The sequence below is a fragment of the Achromobacter ruhlandii genome, assembly GCF_902859695.1.
Taxonomy (GTDB): domain Bacteria; phylum Pseudomonadota; class Gammaproteobacteria; order Burkholderiales; family Burkholderiaceae_B; genus Achromobacter; species Achromobacter ruhlandii.
The window spans coordinates 98,420-117,804 of the sequence record NZ_CADIJL010000014.1 but is presented as its reverse complement, the minus strand read 5'-3'; the positions used below and the strand labels follow the sequence as shown (position 1 = coordinate 117,804).

Annotated in this window: 12 protein-coding genes; 6 read left to right on the top strand and 6 right to left on the bottom strand. The window is 58.1% G+C overall.

The window, feature by feature from the left end; all coding sequences use genetic code 11:
* Positions 1-104 precede the first annotated feature (104 nt).
* The 5 genes from HV742_RS32125 to HV742_RS18170 form a co-directional block, all read right to left on the bottom strand.
* The gene (locus HV742_RS32125) at positions 105-413 is read right to left on the bottom strand and encodes a hypothetical protein (protein ID WP_217482411.1); all 309 of its coding nucleotides are present in this window, start codon (positions 411-413) and stop codon (positions 105-107) included.
* A gap of 173 nt (positions 414-586) precedes the next feature.
* Entirely contained in the window at positions 587-1,051 is a 465-nt protein-coding gene (locus tag HV742_RS18185) for a hypothetical protein (protein ID WP_175146059.1), read from the bottom strand.
* Positions 1,052-1,665: 614 nt separating this feature from the next.
* Positions 1,666-2,130: a hypothetical protein gene (locus HV742_RS18180; protein ID WP_175146058.1), complete on the bottom strand. Its 465-nt coding sequence runs from the start codon at positions 2,128-2,130 to the stop codon at positions 1,666-1,668.
* A 9-nt stretch (positions 2,131-2,139) separates the two neighbouring features.
* On the bottom strand, positions 2,140-10,623 hold the full coding sequence (locus HV742_RS18175) for a two-partner secretion domain-containing protein (protein ID WP_175146057.1): 8,484 nt from the start codon (positions 10,621-10,623) through the stop codon (positions 2,140-2,142).
* A 321-nt stretch (positions 10,624-10,944) separates the two neighbouring features.
* Positions 10,945-11,370 (bottom strand): toxin, encoded by a 426-nt coding sequence (locus HV742_RS18170; RefSeq protein ID WP_175146056.1) that lies wholly within the window; start codon positions 11,368-11,370, stop codon positions 10,945-10,947.
* Between the two features lie 100 nt (positions 11,371-11,470).
* Here HV742_RS18170 and HV742_RS18165 point away from each other — a divergent pair, with 100 nt between their 5' ends.
* Complete coding sequence (locus HV742_RS18165; protein ID WP_254601172.1) at positions 11,471-11,950, top strand: helix-turn-helix domain-containing protein; 480 nt, start codon at positions 11,471-11,473, stop codon at positions 11,948-11,950.
* A gap of 71 nt (positions 11,951-12,021) precedes the next feature.
* Here the strand turns inward: HV742_RS18165 and HV742_RS18160 are convergent, their stop codons facing one another.
* Entirely contained in the window at positions 12,022-12,354 is a 333-nt protein-coding gene (locus HV742_RS18160; RefSeq protein ID WP_054504342.1) for a hypothetical protein, read from the bottom strand.
* Positions 12,355-12,981: 627 nt separating this feature from the next.
* On the opposite strand from HV742_RS18160, the gene HV742_RS18155 reads away from it, so the two are divergent.
* The 5 genes from HV742_RS18155 (at position 12,982) to HV742_RS18135 (ending at position 19,363) form a co-directional block, all read left to right on the top strand.
* The gene (locus tag HV742_RS18155) at positions 12,982-13,803 is read left to right on the top strand and encodes a hypothetical protein (protein WP_068951121.1); all 822 of its coding nucleotides are present in this window, start codon (positions 12,982-12,984) and stop codon (positions 13,801-13,803) included.
* On the top strand, positions 13,800-14,540 hold the full coding sequence (locus HV742_RS18150; RefSeq protein ID WP_175146055.1) for a hypothetical protein: 741 nt from the start codon (positions 13,800-13,802) through the stop codon (positions 14,538-14,540). Before HV742_RS18155 ends, HV742_RS18150 begins: the two co-directional genes overlap by 4 nt.
* A gap of 398 nt (positions 14,541-14,938) precedes the next feature.
* Complete coding sequence (locus tag HV742_RS18145; RefSeq protein WP_175146054.1) at positions 14,939-15,898, top strand: DNA adenine methylase; 960 nt, start codon at positions 14,939-14,941, stop codon at positions 15,896-15,898.
* Positions 15,899-15,927: 29 nt separating this feature from the next.
* Positions 15,928-17,997 carry an ATP-binding protein gene (locus HV742_RS18140; protein WP_175146053.1) on the top strand — a complete coding sequence of 690 codons (2,070 nt, stop codon included), beginning with the start codon at positions 15,928-15,930 and terminating at the stop codon, positions 17,995-17,997.
* Positions 17,998-18,010: 13 nt separating this feature from the next.
* Complete coding sequence (locus HV742_RS18135; protein ID WP_175146052.1) at positions 18,011-19,363, top strand: hypothetical protein; 1,353 nt, start codon at positions 18,011-18,013, stop codon at positions 19,361-19,363.
* The last annotated feature ends 22 nt before the right edge of the window (positions 19,364-19,385 follow it).

Sequence of the window (19,385 nt, the reverse complement as noted above, 5' to 3'; positions counted from 1 at the left end):
CAAAGCGTGGCGCAGATCCTTGATTATATTTTCCGCTGCTGCTCGGTCTTCTGGAGCAGCACTCGGGTTCTTCGACAACCAAGGCTCAAGTGAACGAATGCTGTTTATGGCTTTTTGCGAGTGAAAGTCGTTATCCACGGGTTGACCGGTAGCAAGCTCTTGCCGAACTGCGGCAGCACTGCTACCACTTCCAACACTGGCATTCGGGCGATAAAGCGGATGAGTTTCGCCAATTCTGGATCAAACACAGCTGGCTTTTCATTGCCGCACAGGCCCTCTTTGTAGACCTCGTGTGTAGCTCTGTTAGTTGCTCTGCTCGTTATCCCGATTTCACGGACGTCATTTGTCCTGCCCTTCGCCACGATGCCGCGCAGTTGGCCGGTTGAGAGCGTCCCTTCCAGGCCGGCATTCAATGCCAGACCAATCCCGATCCGGCCCTCTATCGGGAAACTTCGGTGGGAGGTCTCGACCTAGCGTTGCAGCATCAAGTCATTGGTGGCCCCCAGCAAGACACTGCTGCCGGCCAGATCATTGCCGATGATGGACGCGTGGCCGTCCACCGCAAAAAAGCTTCCTGCCCGCATCCTTACGCCTGCACCGGAAAGAGTTTCTTACCCCAAGGAATATTGTTTTCAGAAAAAGTTTTCTCGATTTCATCGATAAATGGTTTGCAAACAGAATATTCTTTCCCTGCCTCATAGCTTTCTAACGCAGCCAAATCATATTTTTTAACCAATTGCTCGCCCAAATCGGAGGAGTAAATTAGAGGTGATAGCCAATATATCGCCCCTTCGTTCGAGAGCTTATGTGGATTGAATTGGGCCAGTTTGTTGCAAAAATCTTCGTAATTCCGCAATTGGCGTGCTTTCATCCACCCCTCATTCCAAAGATTCCAATAACCAACTTTCAAGCATCTATATATAACGTCAACGGCGTACTGCCATGCACCAGGAGAAGTGCCAACGAGTCCGCAAGGCGAATAGTCATCTAACGTCAATCGATAGAAATCAGATTGGATAATTGCTGCGTACTTGGGAGAAATATTACTCATGGTGCCACCTCACTTTTCCCGGGACGGCTTAGCATTGGTCATGGCCACCTTCGCTGCGTACATTCCAACCGACTCGACAACCATTCCGATCAACGTAAAAACAAAAATATCAAATCCCAACCCAAGCCAGACAAATGTCGCGCCAACGCACAATAACGACCCTCGTAGCCAGCGTTTGAGATCCCCCTTGCGAATGAAAGATCGAAAAATCATACCCCCATCCCCCACTGAAAATTGACAGCAGCTGCGCCCGCTACCAAAAAAATAATAGAAGGATCGCATCCGATCTACATAAGGTAATAAATCCTGCAAGCCCAAGAGACAATAATGCCAACGGCCATTTGCTCACCCCTGGCCAACGTATGCACATCCACATGAACACGAGCAACCCACTTACCAGGGAAGACTTGAACCAATACATGAATCCCCCAAGCGATCCTTTTATTTCTTTTCGTCCAAATAAAAACCACGTGAGGCCCAGCGATAGCACAGAAATTACCAGCACCCCAAAGGCAGTGAAGTCCGTTTTCATTAAATGCATCAAAACCACTCTCCAGGAGGTCTTTCCTTGATATTATGTGCCCCCGCCGCAAAAGTGCTTCCTGCCCGCATCCCTACGCCTGCACCGGAAAAAGTTTCTTACCCCAAGGAATATTGTTTTCAGCAAAAGTTTTCTCGATTTCATCGATAAATGGTTTGCAGACAGAATATTCTTTCCCTGCCTCATAGCTTTCTAACGTAGCCAAATCATATTCTTTAACCAATTGCTCGCCCAAATCGGAGGAGTAAATTAGAGGTGATAGCCAATATATCGCCCCTTCATTCGAAAGCTTATGTGGATTGAATTGGGCCAGTTTGCTGCAAAAATCTTCGTAATTCCGCAATTGGCGTGCTTTCATCCACCCCTCACTCCAAAGATTCCAATAACCAACTTTCAAGCATCTATATATAATGTCAACGGCGTACTGCCATGCACCAGGAGAAGTGCCAGCGAACCAACTGGGTGAATAGTCATCTAAGGTCAATAGATAGAAATCATATTGGATACGTGCTGCGTAATCGGGATAAACATTACCCATGGTGTTACCTCACTTTTTTATGGGGAACTTAAGCTTTAAAATATGAGGATTGCCTTTTTTGTCTACATTCAATGCATTAATGGTGTCGTTATTGACTTCTACCGTCGCAGTGGTTGGGGATGTTCTTGCGCTAGCTTGACCCCCAGGACGATAAGTAACCCATGTGCCATCTGCAGCCTCAGCCCGCCAGCAACCAGGGCAGTCGTCCAATAACAACTTGTCGATCCTGGCCCCGTCAAATATCTGCTCCGCAAAATGCTCTGCGGTAGCGTTGGGGTTGGCACTGGCTGGCATACTTCTTGGCGAACCGGGGTCCTTTCCGGGTGTACCAGGGAGCTTTCCTGCTTTCAAATCAATAAGCGCTTGTGCGTTGACAGCGCTATTGGGAGCCTTGTTTTCGTGATCAGGCCCTTTGGGGTTCCGTGCAATGCGATCGAGTGCGGCCGTTTCTGCATCGGCCAGCGGATTTCCCGTCGCTTTGAGGCCGATCGTTGACGCTATCGACGCCTTGCCCTTCGCCACGATGCCGCGCAGTTGGCCAATCGAGAGCGTCCCATCCAGGCCGGCACTCAATGCCAAGCCGACCCCTATGCGATCCTCTATCGGCAGTGACCGTAAGTCATATTCACCGCCACGCTGGATGAGATCGATCGTCGCCAGCGTGCTATCAAACACCCCGACCAACGGGTACTTTTCCGCGCGTTGCGCGATCTCACGCTCGTCCTGCAGAGTTCGGATCAGCTTGGCAACGTCATCGGGATGAGTCGAAAAACTATCGACGTCTTGCGCCGCTTCAACCAACGCGAGGTTCGAGCCCGTCAGTACATTGCGCGGCGAGCGCTTCCCTGCTTGCCGCCAGGCCCCTGCGCGATCGTAGAGTTCGGCCAGATCAGCGTTTTCCTTGATACCTCCGGCAAATACCAGTGCATGCCCGTACGAGGCGTCCGCGTTGCCATCGAAATAGACAAAACCCGGTCCCTGGGTCCCCGATGCGATTTCCGCCAAGAACGCACGGGCCTTCTGGTTCTCGTCATAGTGTTCAGCAGCCCAGGAATCGGTCTGCCGCAACGCCTGCGCGGTGAGTTCTGCCTCGGCCTGGGAAACGGATATCCCATTCTTTTCGGCGTAGCGCTTTGCGCTTTTTCGGATCAACGAACCTTCGTCAGGATGCAGTTGCCGGTTGTACATATCGGCCAACGACGCACCCGAGGCGCCGCTCATACCGCCGGTCGCGCCCCCCGCCGCGCTCACCACGACGTTCAGAATGACCTTGGACACCTGATCGCGCGCATCCACCGGCAAACCAGCAACCGCCTGATTGACCTGATCGCGCAAGAGGTCAGAGGCCGCGTCACCGGCCAGCGTGCCCGAGAGGGCGCCGGCCACATCGCCACCGCCCAGCGCCGCGCCAATCCCGGCGATGGCCGCATGCAGCGCCATGCGCCCAGGCTTGCCCTCGCCCCAGAGTTGTTGATCGTCCGCCGTGAGCCTATCGGCAACATCCCCCGCAATCTGCATCCCCAACTGCCCAAACGCCTGCTGGAACTCCAGTTGCTCGCGGACCTTGTCCTTGTCGAAGATCTTCCCAATACTGCCGTTCGCCCCGGCCGTATCCCGGCTCAGCCCGGCCGTGCTATCCCGTCCCGTTCCCGCGTCCGAACGCACCGCCAGCGTGCCCGCCGACACCGCCGCGCGGGTCGTGCCGGATTCGCTGCCGCTGGTGCTGGCGAAACTCAACCCCGATGGCCCGGCGCCCAGCGCGGCGCCTTTGTTCGGCTTGTCGAACGCACCCGACATGCCCAGGTTGATGCCGACCGTGGTCGACTTGTATTGCGCCGTGTTGTGGATATCGCGGAATCCCAGCGTCTCGGTGGACAATCCGTTTTTCGCCGCATCGGCGTCGCTGGCGATGACCGAGCCATCCAATTGGGTGTGCCTGCCCACGTGGATGTCGTAACCGCCCGTGCCCGCATACAGCCCCGTCTGTTCGACGACGCTGTCGTAGTTGGACTTGGTCTTGCCGACACTCGCGCCCAGATAGGCACTGCCTGTCATCGAACCAAAACTGAAGCTCCCTCCGGCGTTGACCTGCTTCTGCCTGGCGTCGTAGCGGTCTGAATCCTGCTGGCTCGCCAGCGTCAGGTTGCGGCCGATATCGGCGCGGATGCGGTCTGCGCGCGCCTGGGCGCCCTCCAACAGGGTGTCCCGGCCGGAAAGCAGCGCGAGGTTGTCTCGCGCGCTGACCTGCGTCTCGCGATGGGTCGTGCCGTTGCCGCGGGCCTTGCCACTGCCCACGTAGCCGCTGGCAAAGATGTTGACGCCGCCGCCGCTACCGCTATCGGACACGCCGATGCCAACGCCGACCTTCCAGCCGCTGTTCTTGCTGGTGGAGACTTCGGTGGCGGTCTCGGCCTGGCTTTGCAGCATCAAGTCATTGGTGGCCGCCAGCAGGACGTTCCTGCCGGCCAGATCGCTGCCGATGAGGGACACGTTGCCCGTGCCGGCGGCGTCTTTTTCGCCCGCGGCCACAAGGGAAAGATCGCCCCCGGCCATGACGGACGAGGCAAAGGCGGTGTCCTGGGTGCGCCGGGTTTCACTGACGGATTTGCTGGCGCCCAGGCTGATCTGGATCTGGGCGCTGGCAGCTTCCTTTTGCGCCGCCCGTGCGTTGTCGGCCTTCGCCGCCTCCATCATCCGATTGGCCTGCACGACCTGATAGGCCGCCTGCCCGACCTTGACGGCGGCCAGGCGGCCATCCTTGGCCTCGCCAGCTTGCTGCAAGGTTCCCTGGACCTGCTGGGCCGCGCCCAGCATGCCGCCAGCCACGCCGATGGTCAGGCCGGACTGCTTGAGCTCGTGGTATTCGTGTTGCCGCGCGTCGCCGACACCGGCGAGGATCGCCACGTTGCTGCCGGCCACGGAAATGTTGCCATCCTGGGCCAGCAGGTTGCTGGCCATGACATCGACATTGCGTCCCGCATCGATACCGAGGTTGCCGCCGGCGCTGCCCACCGTGCTGGCCGAATAGCCCCCGCTGGCGCCGCGCATCCAATCGGTGCGCTGTTGCGTGCTGTAGCCGATGCTGAATCCGCCCCCGCCACCGAAGCCCGACTTCTTGACCTTTTCGTACTGGTAGTCCTTGTAGGTTTCGTCCTTGGCCAAAACCTGCAAGTCCCTGCCGACAGCGATCCCGACGTCGTGGTCGCCCAGGACGTTCGAGCCAAGGACAGTGATGTCACGCCCGGCCAGCATCGCGACCGTGTCGCCGCCGAAGGTCGAGCTCACGCCTTGCGTCCATTCCGTCTCGCTCTTGCGATGGGTTTTCTTGCTGGACAGGAATCCCTTTTCCTTGAAGTAGGTCTCGTTGTACGTGTAGCCGGCCGAGTCTCCCGCCAGCACGTTGATATCGCGCTGCGCGTTCACGCCCAGGGCGCCCGACGCCGAGACATCGGCGGCGCGGGCGTTGACATCGTTGCCGGCGAGCAGCGTCACGTCGCCGCCCGCGGCGATGCGCGTGCCGACATCGGTCGCGGCGCGCAGCTCGGCGCGGTTGCGGCTGTCGTAGCGGAAGGATTCGGCGTAGCGGGTCTCGGCGCTGGTCAGGTTGATGTCGTTGCCGGCCTGGATGCGCGCATCGCCCGTGGCGTCGATGACGGCGGCCTGGGCCGAGAGGTCGCGCCCGGCCTGGATGTCGAGCGTGCCGGCGTCGATGCGCGACACGCCATCGATGCGGGTGCTGGAGACGCCGCCGCTGACGCGGGATCGGGTCGAGGCCGACAGGGTGATGTCGCGGCCCGCCTTGAGCGCGATGGCGCCGCCCTTGATTAGCCCCGCCAGGTCGTGGATGTCGTTGCGGGCGCTCAGGTCGATGCTGCCGGCCTGCATGGCGCCGACGGCATTGCGCACGTCGCCGGCGTTGACGACCAGGGCGCGGCGCGCCCCCAGCGTGCCGCTGTTGGTCAGGTCGCCGGCCACGTCGATGCGGGTATCGCGGCCGGCGATCAGGGTGCCGTCGCCGCGCAGGTCGCCTGGCTTGACGGCCAGGTAGACCTGGGGCGCAAGCACTGTCTGGCGCGAGCCGTCGGGCAGCGTGACGGTGGTCTCGACCAGCCAGACGATGTCGCCGGTCAGGCGGCGCATCTGGTCTTCGGTAAGGGCGGTGCCCAGCGTCAGGTCGAATCGGCCGGCAAAATCGGCGCCGGCCGCGAGCAGCGCCTTGTACTGCGATTCATTGTCGGCGTAGTCGCCGACAAAGCGGCTGCCGGTGGCCAGCATGATCTGCTCGGCCACCTGGCGCTGTTCGTAGAAGCCATCGCCCAGGCGCTTGAGTGTCAGGCCCGGGTCCTGGTTGAGACGGCGCAGCAGCATGTCGCTGGAGACGGCACTGCGCGAGCCAGTGAACTGGCGGTCGGTGACGACCAGGGCCGGCGCGTCCGGCGCGGTGATCACCTGATAGAGCTTGTTGGCCGGCAATACGGGCGGCAGGGTGACCACGCGCACCGTCTGGCTGCCCGGAGCGCCGATGTCGATGATGCGTGCGACGGGCCGCCGGGACGGCGGCGCAAAGCTTGGGGGATTGAGGGCGGGCCTCGTCGGCGGCGCGGTGAGCGCAGTGTCACCAGGGACGGCGTGGTCCGTGACGGCCCCTACCGGCACGTCCCGGCGCTCGGAGCCGGCGGTGTCCTGGTACGGCGCCTGGGACTCGTTGCGATGGCGCCTGCGGGTGACGGTGTGGACCTCGACACCGACGCGCTCGACCCGCCGCTCGCCCTGCGCGCCCCGGTTGTCGATGGCCGGACCGTTCACGCCCAGCATGCCGCCGGCGATGATGCGGCTCTTGTCGTTGAAGACGGCGCCCGTGAAAATGGCATCGCCGCCCGCCACGATGCTGGCCGGGTCCGAGGAAGTGACGCGGGTCTCGCTGACGTCCTCGCGCACGATGTAGTAGAAGAAGTTGCGGACCAGGCGGTTGTTGAAGTCGGCGTTGAAGGCGCGGATTCTGGCTTGCAGTTCGTCGTGGCGCGCCTTGTTGATCGCCTGCGCCTCTTCCCGCGCTGCGGCGGCTGCCTTTGCGCAATCGTCGGTATTGCACTGGCCTTGCCGTGGGGCAGGGACGGGCACCGGTTCTTCCACGTCGAACACTTGCCAGACGCGATCGCCGGCGTGGTAGCGAGGGACAGGAACGCGTGCCGACAGTACGCCCCCTGACCGTACCCACGCATAGGCCGGGGGAATAGGTGCGTCCACGCCCTCTTCACCCTTGACCCGGGGCACGTAGTCGAACGGCGGACCGTAGCGCGACTCCGGATACTTGGCCGACGGCAGCAACAGGCTGCGGTCGGGGTCGTCGTTCAGGAACGCCGGGTCCTTTCCGCATGAAGTGGTGACCGAATCGCACAGCCACGTGGTGGCACCGTCCAGCAGTTCGGTGCCGTTCTCCAGCCGGTAGTAGATCTTGCGGTCGGCATGGCTGACCTGGACCTGTTCGCTGGTGAAGTGCGGATTGAGGTTTTCGATGCGGTCGGCGGCGATGCGGGCGTCACCGCCGGCCTCGATGGTGGCGGATATGTTCGATACCGTGTCCGCCTGGCCCGTCGCCAGACCCGCGATATCCAGATCGCGCCCGATCCGCAGGTCGTCCGCCGCGTACAGCAGGGCATGCTCGCGGTTGGTCAGCGTGCCCGCGCCCAGGTCCATATCGCCACGCGAGGCGATGACGGCGTCGGCATCGTTCAACAACGCCGGCGCCTGGATGGCGATGCGGTCGCCGAAGAGGCGCCCGCTGTTGCGCAGGCTGCCCGCCCGGATGTGGCTGTCGCCTCCGTCGATCAGGCCGGCATTGGCCAGATCTCCGCTGATGGCGAGGTCGACGCCGCGCAGGCCGATGAGTTCCCCCGCCGCGCCATTGGTGAGCGCGTCGGCGGTGATCCGCAAGTCTTGCCCCGCGTGCAGCTTGCCGTCATTGCGCAGCGCGCCGGTGGCCAAGGCCAGCGACCCGGCCGTGGCCAGCTCGCCCTCGCCATTGCGCAGGTCGCCGACCTGAAACCGCGCATCGCCTTGGGAGGCGAGCCTGCCGCCGTTGTTGTCGAGCGTGCCGGCAGTCAGGTCCAGCTCGCGGCCGGCGCCGATGCGGCCGGACTGGTTGTCGAGGGCATCCGTCACCAGCGCGACGCGCGCCCCCGCCAACCCAAGGCGAACGGGGAGGGAATCGGTATCGGCCGCGTCAGTGTCCGTGGCGCCGGCAACAGCGCTCGCGATACCGCCGGCCAGCGTGTCGCGATTGTCCACACGGCCCGCGCGCAGGACCAGCGCATCCTCTCCCTGGATCCGGCCGGCACGGTTGTCGAGCACGCCTTGCGTCTGCAGGGTGAGGTCGCTGGCTGCCATCAGGCCGTTTGCGTTCGCCACCTCCTGCGCGCGCAGCAAGGCCACGCCCTCGGCGGCGAAGGTGCCGCCAGCGTTATCGATCTTGCCACCGGCATTCAGCGTAAGTTCGTCAGCGCCAAGAATCTTGCCTCGCGCATTGTCCACGCCCGCGGCGCGGATGTCGGCCACGCCGCCGTAGACGCTGCCATCCTGGTTGCGCAGGTCGCCAAGGATGTCCAACGCCAACCTGTCGGCCGCGACGTGGCCACGTTCGTTGAACATGTCCGCCGCGCCCAGCGTGGCGCGCCCCTGGGCGAGCAGGCTGCCGTCCGCGTTGTCGAGGCGGCCCGAGATGGCAAGGTCCAAGGCGCCAGCGCTGGCGAGCTTGCCTGCGGCATTGACCAGGCTGCCGGCATCGATGCCAACCACGCCGCCATAGACGCGGCCGCCCTGGTTGCGCAGCGCGCCCACGCTGGCGACCGCCAGCGTGCCTTGCGCCTGCAAGACGCCATCGCGGTTATCGACATCGGCCGCTTGCAGCGCGATATCGCCGCCCAGCAGCTTGCCGCCCCGGTTGTGGAACGCGCCGCCGCCATCGATGCGGGCGGTGTCGCGGGCCTGGATCACGCCTTCCTGGTTGTCGATTCGGCGGGTGCCGCTGATCGCCACGGCACGGCCCGACACCACGCCGCCAGTCCCGTTGACGACCACGTCGCCGTCCAGCGCCACCGTATCCCCGCCAGCGATCGTGCCGCCACCGTTATCGATAGCGCCTGCCACGTGGCCGTTGAGCGCGCCACCGCTGGTGAGCTTGCCAAGCGTGTTGTCCAGGCTGCCGGCATGCAGCGAGACCGATGCGCCATATAGCGCGCCGCCTCGGTTGACGAGCGCGCCCGTGGCGTCCAACGCCAATACGCCGCTGGCCGCCGACTGACCGTTCGACAGATCGAGGGTGTCGCCGCGCAACAGGACATCGCCGCCCGCCAGCAGGGTGCCCGTGTTGCCGATGCGCGCGGCTTGCACATCCAGCGTGGCCGGCCGCAGCGAGCCATCCGCTTGCAGGCCGGCGGTCACCGCCCCCCCGTTGTCGAAACGGCCAGCCACGAGACGGCTGCCGGCGCCCGAGGACATGGCCCCGTCGTTGGCGATCCTGCCTGCGGCATCCAAGGCCAATGCGCCGGCCGCGGCAACCGCGCCCGCGTTGACGACATCGCCCGCGCTACGTACCGCCAAGTCGGTGGCGGCCTGCATATGCCCCGACGGCTGGATACGGACATCACCGTTCACGTCGACCGACAGCGCGCCCGTCAACGCGGCGAGATTGCCGCCGATGTTCACGCCCACGCCGGCCTCGGTGCCGATCAGGCGGATGCTGTTGGCGTACATGCCGCCCAGCGCGGCCGTGTCCAGCGCCACGGCGGGTGCGGGGCCATCACCCACCTGCGCGGACACGGCGCCAGAGCCGTAGTCGACCCGCGATGCGCCGGCCGTCACGTTCAGACGGTTCGCCCAGATGCCCGCGTTGATTTCCAGCGTGCGCGCGATCAGGTCCAACTGGCTCAGGTTCATGCCGTTCAGGCCTTCCCCTTCGACCGCGAGCCGGCCTCCCGTCACATCAAAGCCGATGCCCCCATCTGGCCCGACGCGCGGCTTGCCGGTGGTCAGGGTGGCGCGGTCCGCGTTCAGGAATCCGCAGCCATTGCAGGTAATGCCCGCGGGGTTGGCGACGATGACGTTGGCCCGGTTGCCCGCCACTTCCAACGTGCCGAGCAATTGCGACGGATTGGGCGCCGTGACCTGGTTAAGAATGGTGCCCGCATGCCGATTGCCCAGCATGGGGTTGCCGTCCACTTGCCCGGCCAGTTGCGACGGGCTGGCGCCGCCGCTGTTGTTGAGCACCACGCCGGACGGGCCGACGTTGAATTGCGCGTAGCGGTTGTTCGACACGCCGCCGACCGAAGGCGGCGCGATGTTGACCACCGGCACGCCATGGCTGACGCTCACGAAGGGCTTGGCGCCCGGCACGCTTCTGTCCACCGAGATCGGCAGGGTCTGCGCCAGCACCGGCGACCAGACCTGCGTGAAGACCACGGACCACGCCATCAGGGAACGGAGCTTGGACATCATTCGTACTTGGTTGAAGACGGCTTGGAGGGAGGGCGGCGCAATCGTCTTGATGACTGCCGAAACACCCACATCCCGTCACCCGCCACGGATCGCCGGCGATATCTGAGATCGGCAATTGCGCGCTTCGCAAAGCGCCATGCAGGACTTCATTTTTAGTCGCGCTCCGTTCGTGCACGACATAGGAACGATCCGAGATTCGGCGGGATGCGCACGAAAATCGGATGAATGACGTGTTGTATGGGTACTCCGCGCATCGGCGGCAATCACGCTGGGGCGGGATCGAAAGCCCCGCGCCGGTCTCGCGCAATGCCTTTCGTCCGTTCAGTCCAGGCCCACCTTCGCCGAATGCTTCGGCGCCCGATAATGCGACGAACGCTTGCGTGATTGCCGCGTCGCGGCCTCAAGGGATCGTCCCGCCTTGCCCAGCGCCCGCGCCAGTTGCTTGCCTGACACGATTCGGCGGCCGACGGTGTCTTCGTCCACGTCCACCTTGACGTACAGCCGGAACAGCCAGAATTGCCGTTCGGCATCGCACCAGTAATAGATCACCCGCAGGCCGCTGCGCTTGCCCCGGCTACGGTGGGGATCGGCGTAGCGCAGCTTGCGCAGCCCGCCCGTGCCTTCGAGCACCACGCCCGCCTCCGGCATTTTCAGCATCATGCATTGCAGCGCGCGAAATGCGTCATCGTCCAGGAACTTCTCGCGGTCGCGCGAGAACTCGGGCCGTTCGACAAACAGGGCATTCATGGCAATGCACACGTATCACTATCGTGGATAGACTGAAACCCATTTTGAAGGGCTTCAACGTATCCATGCGCGTGCAGGCCGTGGGTTTCGGACGAAGCGAATGACTGCGCTTCACGGACGAGGTCAGAACGGCTTCATCACCACCAGCAGAATGATCAGCACCGGCGCGGCCAACAGCGCTCGCCTGGCCGTCGTGCCGCTGGAACGCGCCGGCGGCCAGGCGCAATTCATCGTCCGGCCCACGCCGGCCTCGCACACCGACCTGACGCCGCTGCTGCACTGGATAGAACACCGGCTGGCCGAGAACCTGACCGTCGCCGCGCTGGCCGCCCAGGCCGCGGTCAGCGTGCGCACCTTGAACCGGCGGTTTCAGGAACTGCTGGGGGTGAGTCCGCTGCAATGGGTGATCCAGGCCCGCGTGAATCGTGCGCGCGGGATGCTGGAGACGACGGACCTGCCGGTGGAGCGGGTGGCGATGGAGGTGGGGTTCGGGTCAGCGGTGTGGCCGCGGGAGCATTTCACGGGGATCGTGGGGACGAGCCCGATGGGGTATCGACGGGCGTTCCGGCGGGCGGCGTGAGGGAGGCCTGATGCTTGGTGGCCTGGAACTGGCCTGACGCGTTGCGCGGCAGGCCGTTGGTCTTTTTCGGGTTACTGGATCGAGCGCGGCGCGTTATGCGTGGCGGCGTCGAACGCGGCGTCATCGGCGTAGGCACGGGCCGATTCCAGCATGGCGTCGGTCAGGGTGCCGAGGTGATCGCACAGGCCCTCCACGCCGCCCATCAAGGCGGCCACCGTCCATGCGTCCAGCGGCTGGCTGCCGGTGGCGGCGGGTTCCGAGGCGCTGTTGCCGACCAGGCGGGCGATGGTCTGGATCGCGTAGCGGGCGCGTTCGATGTTGTAGAGGTGGGAGAGGGGAACCGGGGCGTGTTCAGGGTCGGTGTCGACCAGCCAGGGGTTTTGGGTGAGGGGGTGGGATTGCATGACAGGCTCCAAAGACTGATGAAGCCCGCTCCCCACTTCCAAATGGGGTGGGCGGGCGCAAGGCAAGGTTGGAAGACCGGCGTCTTTGGAAACCGGCGTGCGCGAACGCACCCTCGCCAGGGCCCGCCCATAGGGACGTGCAGAGGCATACGGACGTGAAAAAGCCGCCAAGCGGCGGCGGTCCGCCAAAGACATTGCCGGCTTCCAAACCGGGGCTACCGTTGGTCGATAGTGGAGGGAGTATACGGCAGAGCTTTCGCTTTGTATGTCGGGCGTGACGGTTTTGACATCGAAGACATCGTCATCTCGAAACTCCATTTTCCTCTAGCGCGGAATCTTCGTGGGCGTACCACCTGAAAACCGAATTCGAAGCCGAAGCGGTAAGGTGAGATCAACTGCGTATCTTCAAAAGACAGGCAGCTTTTTCAGGGCTCAGAGATCAAACCGATTTACGTCATGACCCTAGAAATACGCCATTCCTTGAACGCCGAGATAGTGCTAGCCACCGATACATCAATGACAGATGACGGTGGTTAGCCGATAAAAAATAGCGCTCTTTCGGAAAAAGATTTTTCGTAGTAAAAAGAAACTTTCGTTTACTAATGGGCCAACTTGGAGCAAAGAGTCGTGGCGTACAACTTAGACGTGGTGATTGAAACTCCTCAGCATGAAGTCGACATGAAAACCGGATTGGACACCTTGCAAGGGTCATCCGATGCAATCCGCTATATTTCAGAGTCCATACTGACCAAGCAGGTCCCGGAACGCTTAAACCATAAAAGCAAGGTTCGAACTTTACTAAAACAGAGCTTCAAGGGATCGTACGGACACGTTTTCCAGCTTGAAATTCACGATGGTGACTTGCAGTCCTCATTCAATCGAATTGGCCGGGAGACCTTCTCCGAACTCATTGCTTTTTACTTGAATGAAGCGATGAACGTTGATTCTAAAGATCTAAGTCCGAAAGCTCAAAAAATTGTTGAAGGGCTTGGTGAAGTTTCTGAGGCTCTAACAAATCAACTACGAAAATCGTCGGTAAAGAACATTCACGAAGTCCCGATAAAGTTTGATTACGACGTAAAACTCCGCTTCAGACGCAATCGAGATGACCAGACGATGCTTGCGCGCTTCGACCAGAATACCGCTAAGTTCTTCAAAGCAGTCGAAGGAAAGCAAAAATTCGTCCTATCGGCAATGATTACGCGTCTCAACATACATACGGGGAATGGCCGACTGCAAGAGGAAGGTGCTAACCACACTTTGCCTTTTAGTTTTGCTTCCGGCTACAAAGCGGTAAGTTTCAAAGCAAAGAAAGCCTTTTCAAACAATCTCGATTACAACAACGGATTAGAAGACAAGGATTGGGTTTACTTGAACATCTTAGTTAGACCAATAAATCTCATCGATGGACCCGTAATTAAGTATCTCATAGAAGGATACCAAGAGTGAGATATAAGATCTTAATTGCAACCGCATCAGGAGCTGTACTTCTTACCACAGGCGCTTACGCCTACCACTTTTATATTAAGCTAGGATATAGCATATCCTCTGAAACCGACAAATGGGGTCAGTTCGGAGATTATTTTGGAGGTATGCTAAACCCCCTCTTAAGCTTCATCGCACTATTATGTCTTATTCAATCTTTAAATCTTCAAAACCAGGCAAACCAAGACCTTAGAACAGAAATTAGAAACACCAAACAATATGAGAAATTTCGCTCTTTTAACCTTCTCTTCTTCAACGTAATAGACGCTCAAAAATCGCAAATCAGCAATCTATCCATAAGGTCTAATGCAAATGAAGATAGCCATAAAATATACGGCACTGAAGCAATCTTGCAACTTGAAGAAAAAATAGAGGCCTTACGAGAAGGAGGTGCGCCCAATGAAGATATAGCAGAATATTTAGAAGAAGTGGACTACAAGGATTGCGTTTGGGGAACGCTTCGGTCTTTCTATCTCGCCGTAAAGCTGGTAACTGACAGGCTAAGCGATACCGAAGGATTTTCTTTGACCGATCGAAAAAGCCATTTCCAAACCCTCGTTAATTTCACCGACTTTTCGCAGCTTCGACTAATTTTAATCGCAGCCCAATTTACAACGGGTCCTTATGCTAATTTCCTCACGACACACTCCGAGCTTAACGACACATTGAAAGAGATTGGATTAGAATTCAACCTATATTAGAATATGGCCTGCCCCCCCGAACCACATTCATAAATATTATCTAGTGTACTTCACGATAATTTCCCAACAAGCCGTAGACCCGTCGCACCTGAGCGAAGACATCCTCATCATCGCGGCAAATCTCATGAAGGTGAGCAGCTCTAAGGAATGGAAAAGTCGCGCTTCGCATGATTTCACTCCGCGGGGGCAAGGCATGCATACAGTAAGGGGAGGCGGTCTTATTTTTCTTTCGACCATGCTGGCTTTGATCTAATCGCGAGTTCGAAGGCCATTAATCCGTCGAAAGCGGTACGCAATCTGGTAACGTATCGGGCGAATCATGTTGTAGAGAAATGCATCGGCTCATCCCGCGAAAATTCGTGTAGCTGTTTCAACAAAAGGCGAGGGTGGAGAATTTTTTGGCCACTAACACAAGAAGCATCCTGCGATATCCTGGTAGTAAAGCGAGGTTCCGCGATTTCATTGCGAAAGCCATTGCGCTCAACGTTGGGCAACCTCGTCTTTTCGTCGAACCCTTTTGTGGCGGGGCGAGCGTTTCTATTGCCTTGCTCGAAGATGGATTGGTAGATGAGATTGCCATCAACGACGCGGACCCTCTGATCTCACAGCTTTGGTCTACCGTCTTCTCTAAGATTGGCGCTGAATGGCTGGCGAATCAAGTACTGGAAATTCCCCTTTCTGTAGAAGAATGGAAAAGACAGAAGGCCCTCAAACCAAAAACTCAGCGCGATGCTGCTCTGAAGTGCCTCTACCTTAATCGGACATCATTCAATGGAATCATTCACAAGTCCGGACCACTTGGGGGTTGGGGCCAAAAGAGCATCAATATCGGAGTACGCTTCAATCGCCAACGCCTATCCGAGCGGATACGTTCACTTTCCGAATTACGCGGCAAAGTGACGGTAGGCAATCAAAATTGGGCCGATTTCTGTGAGCAGTTTTCCTCGAACAAAGGCGCGCTGTTCTATTTGGACCCGCCTTATTATCATAAAGCCGAACAGCTATATGGCTACACCTTCGACGAGGACGAGCACGCGAACCTGCGCAATTTCCTCAGCGAGCTAAACCGACCTTGGCTGTTGTCGTATGACGATGCTCAAGAAGTCCGTGATCTTTACTCAACGGTGACGAGCAAGGCGCGCGTGATCGACAACACATACTCGACACATCCTTTAGGCGGTTGTGCTTTCATCGGCCGAGAACTCGTCTTCACAAACATGAAACGACTGCCGGCCGCGACCAGTGGCAAAAATGGTCACGTAGGGTTGAGTATTAAAGAACCTCGCAAATCACGCGCCAGCGGAGCCAATGCTCTGCGCTTCCCCCTCTCGGTGGCAGCCACCGCATCTCGAACATAGCAAACATCAAGCGCATCAGTGGAGAGAGCATGTCCAACGTCTTCGAGAACGCAGTTCTTCCAAATAAGCTCATATCACTTGTAGGTGATTTCGACACCAACCATGTTGGTTATGTATATGGAATCGATTTCCAAAAGGCAGCCGTGCTAACCAATGACAATTGGAAGGCTCGTGTGGCTGGTATTCCACATAATAGCTTCTTGGTAGCGACTGCGATAAATCCACAGAATCCGGCGGGCACCCCCCACTTTGATAATGAGTTGGTGCTTTTGCGAGTCGTTGGTCCAGCCCGTCTACCATCTGATGGAGAGATGTTACAGACACGAATCGAACACAACCAGCGCCGCGAAGTCAACGAACGATATCCTTCGAGCGAGACGGATGGGTTCGATCCGATGACCCAAAGCGAACTGCAGTATGGCGGTCTAGAGTGCCGCATCTTGGGCACGTTCTTTCTGGACGACGACGGTGAAATTAAGTTAGGCAGCGATGTCGAGAATTACTTTGCGTCGACTCGCCTGCGTGTCTACAAGCCTCGAGCCGATGCCCTCGACAAGATCGTCAATCACGTCAACGCAGATCGCTTGAAGAGCATGGCAGCCGACGCCAAGGCAGCCGGCTTCAAATCGGCGCCAAGCTCAATTTCCATCGGAACCGTACGCTACACGTCAACCTCAAGGCTACATAGAAGTAGCGTCGAGCCCAAAGTACCGTTCCTTATTCAGCCCTCGGACTTTTTGGCAAGACGTACCGCCGTATTAGGTATGACGCGTACAGGGAAGTCGAACACCGTCAAGACTACGGTCGCTTCGGTGGCTATCGCCGGAAAGCGGGACGGAGTCAGTATTGGTCAGATTATTTTTGATCTCAACGGCGAATATTCCAATGCAAACCAACAAGACGATGGAAGCTCCATTGCTGAGGTCTTTGAGGGCCAATGCGTTCGCTATCGGGCTATCGATACACCGGGGTTCCTCGACCTGCGGACCAACTTCTATGAACAGCCAGCCGAAGCTCTAAATCTGATCTCAAAACTGTTGATCAACGACCCCTTCCGGGGCCAGACCGATTTGCAACAGTTCCTTGATTCTGGACTCGAAGAACCCGATGCCACTGATCTTTCGAACCACAAGCGTTGGGAGCAGCGCGTAGCAGTCTTTCAAACAATCCTCTATGCAGCCGGCTTTCCTGTGCCAGTTAACTCTGTGGTTAGGTTCCCTGCAAACAATGAGCTTCTGGAAGCGGCAAAAGGGGCGGGGTGTTCAGGTCTCAAAGCAGTCGGCAAAGGCTATTGCGCTCTTTCGCATAAGGACGCAGTTGATTTCTTTATCACCATCCGTCGCTTGAATTATGAGCTACGTGAGCAACAAAGGGCTGATAGCAAGCCCCAAAAGGGCTTTACAAGCTCATCGGGAAACCCTTGGGTAGATCCGATGATGGAGTCCTATCTAAATGTGCTTGCGAGGGAAAACGCCACCGGCACGTCGATTCGCGGCTATAGAGCACTGATCGGCTGCAAGGAGTATCATTCATCCAGGCGTCAGGGCGACGTCGTGAAAGAAGTCGTTGATCACTTATGGGCAGGGAAGATCGTAATACTCGACCTTTCCGTGGGACCCGTTGAAGTTCGTTCCGTTCTCTCCAAGCGAATTGCGCAACATATTTTCGACACATCCTTCCGGGCGTACAATTCGGGCCAACATCTACAGAACATCGTGATTTACGTTGAAGAGGCGCACAACCTCATCGGTAAAAAGGAGGAGCTCACGACGACATGGCCGCGTATCGCCAAAGAAGGGGCAAAGGCGAAAATTGCCTTTGTTTATGCAACGCAAGAGCCATCCTCGATTCATCCGAATATCCTTGCGAATACTGAGAATTGGTTCGTAACGCATCTAAACAATGATGACGAATTAAAAGCGCTTGCTAAGTTCTACGACTTTTCTGATTTTGTCACCTCATTAAAGTCTGCACAGGATGTAGGCTTTGCTCGCATCAAGACATTATCATCGCCATTCGTCGTTCCTGTTCAGATCAACCGTTTCACGCCCGCCGAGTTGAAGGAACAGCTCGCTGCAATTACTTCTATTGCCGATTGAGCACGGAGAACGTATGCCCTATGAAGGACAACAGGCGAGTAAGCGAGGTCATATAGACATCGTCAAAAATGACGACGTCAGAAAATTTCTTGCGGAATGCGCTTATTTAACACAGCCAGGAGAACAAGCCGCCAAAGAAATTGCAGGTAATTTTCAACGAGCACCCATGTGCAATGAGCTGCCTAAGTTAGTTATTGCCTCAGATGGAAGCACCTATTCCGAACCGATCGACAAGAAGTTTCCTTCAACCCAGATCGGCTACGTGAAGACGAGCTTTATGGCATTCGATATGGGGGACTATAACGGGCTAGTAAAACCAGGGATCCCATTTGTTGACCCGTACGCAGCGGCGAGCTTGCACAACAAAGCTCGTGCTGTCGCGTTTACTTTGCCTGGCTCGAACGTAAGATATAAGGGCATGCAAGTACAGGACGGATTTCGTCGAGCGGTGTACGAGCAGCTCACCGACGAACGAACGCAAATCCCTAGAGGAGGTTTCTCAGTCAAAGACATGCTCTATCACCTAGAGGATGGGCAAATTGCTATTGAACGGTGTCCGTCATGCGGAGCGGCTGGCCCTCATTTTTTCAAGGCTGGGGAAGACGAAAGAAAGTGCACGAGTTGCCACACGGTTGTTTATGTCACAGATTCTCTTCGCATCCACGAGCAAATATCTGACCAAGGAGATAACTCATCAGCGATCACGCGCTTCATGAACGCGGTCGAACACCTCCAACTGGCTACGCTCCTGAAAGTAATGGCAGACAACAGCCTTTCGACCGTTGCAGGCGCTGCGATTATGGTGGACGGACCTCTCGCCCTGTTTGGTCAACCTGCGCGATACCATGCCTCAATTCAGGCGTTCTATAACAAACTATTCGAACGGTGCACTGCGGCGAATCTCCCGTCCCCTTTGATTATGGGACTTCAAAAAGACGGCATGGTCATGGAGCATGCCCGCGCTCTTTCACCACACCTCAGAAACGGCACCTTTTGCCCCGTCTCGGACGATTACCGTGCGAAGTTCATTAATGGCATCGCGCCGTTGACCGATAATTTCGGCCACGAAACCTATTACGGGCAGGATTTCATATATAAGACGGATAGTGGCAGGATCTTTGACGTTTGCTTAGCCTACCCATTTTCGAACAAGCACAATCGCAAGCAGTTTTCTGGCATGAAGGCTGATCCTACCAACTACGATCACTGGCTTGCGCGGGCATTTTCGCTGATCCGCCACCTAGAGTTCGATCTTTATGAAAACTCAGTTGTTCCCGTCGCGCTAGCTCATCGCCATGCATCTATCAGTCTCTCGCCAGGCGGAACTCTACTGGACGTGCTCACCAAAAAGCACTTGAACCAGTGAGCGTAATTGACACTGAAAATCC

Coding starts and splice junctions, on each gene's coding strand:
- HV742_RS18185 (WP_175146059.1), bottom strand. CDS start 1,051: ATGAGTAATATTTCTCCCAAGTACGCAGCAATTATCCAATCTGATTTC.
- HV742_RS18180 (WP_175146058.1), bottom strand. CDS start 2,130: ATGGGTAATGTTTATCCCGATTACGCAGCACGTATCCAATATGATTTC.
- HV742_RS18175 (WP_175146057.1), bottom strand. CDS start 10,623: ATGATGTCCAAGCTCCGTTCCCTGATGGCGTGGTCCGTGGTCTTCACG.
- HV742_RS18170 (WP_175146056.1), bottom strand. CDS start 11,370: ATGAATGCCCTGTTTGTCGAACGGCCCGAGTTCTCGCGCGACCGCGAG.
- HV742_RS18165 (WP_254601172.1), top strand. CDS start 11,471: ATGACTGCGCTTCACGGACGAGGTCAGAACGGCTTCATCACCACCAGC.
- HV742_RS18160 (WP_054504342.1), bottom strand. CDS start 12,354: ATGCAATCCCACCCCCTCACCCAAAACCCCTGGCTGGTCGACACCGAC.
- HV742_RS18140 (WP_175146053.1), top strand. CDS start 15,928: ATGTCCAACGTCTTCGAGAACGCAGTTCTTCCAAATAAGCTCATATCA.
- HV742_RS18135 (WP_175146052.1), top strand. CDS start 18,011: ATGCCCTATGAAGGACAACAGGCGAGTAAGCGAGGTCATATAGACATC.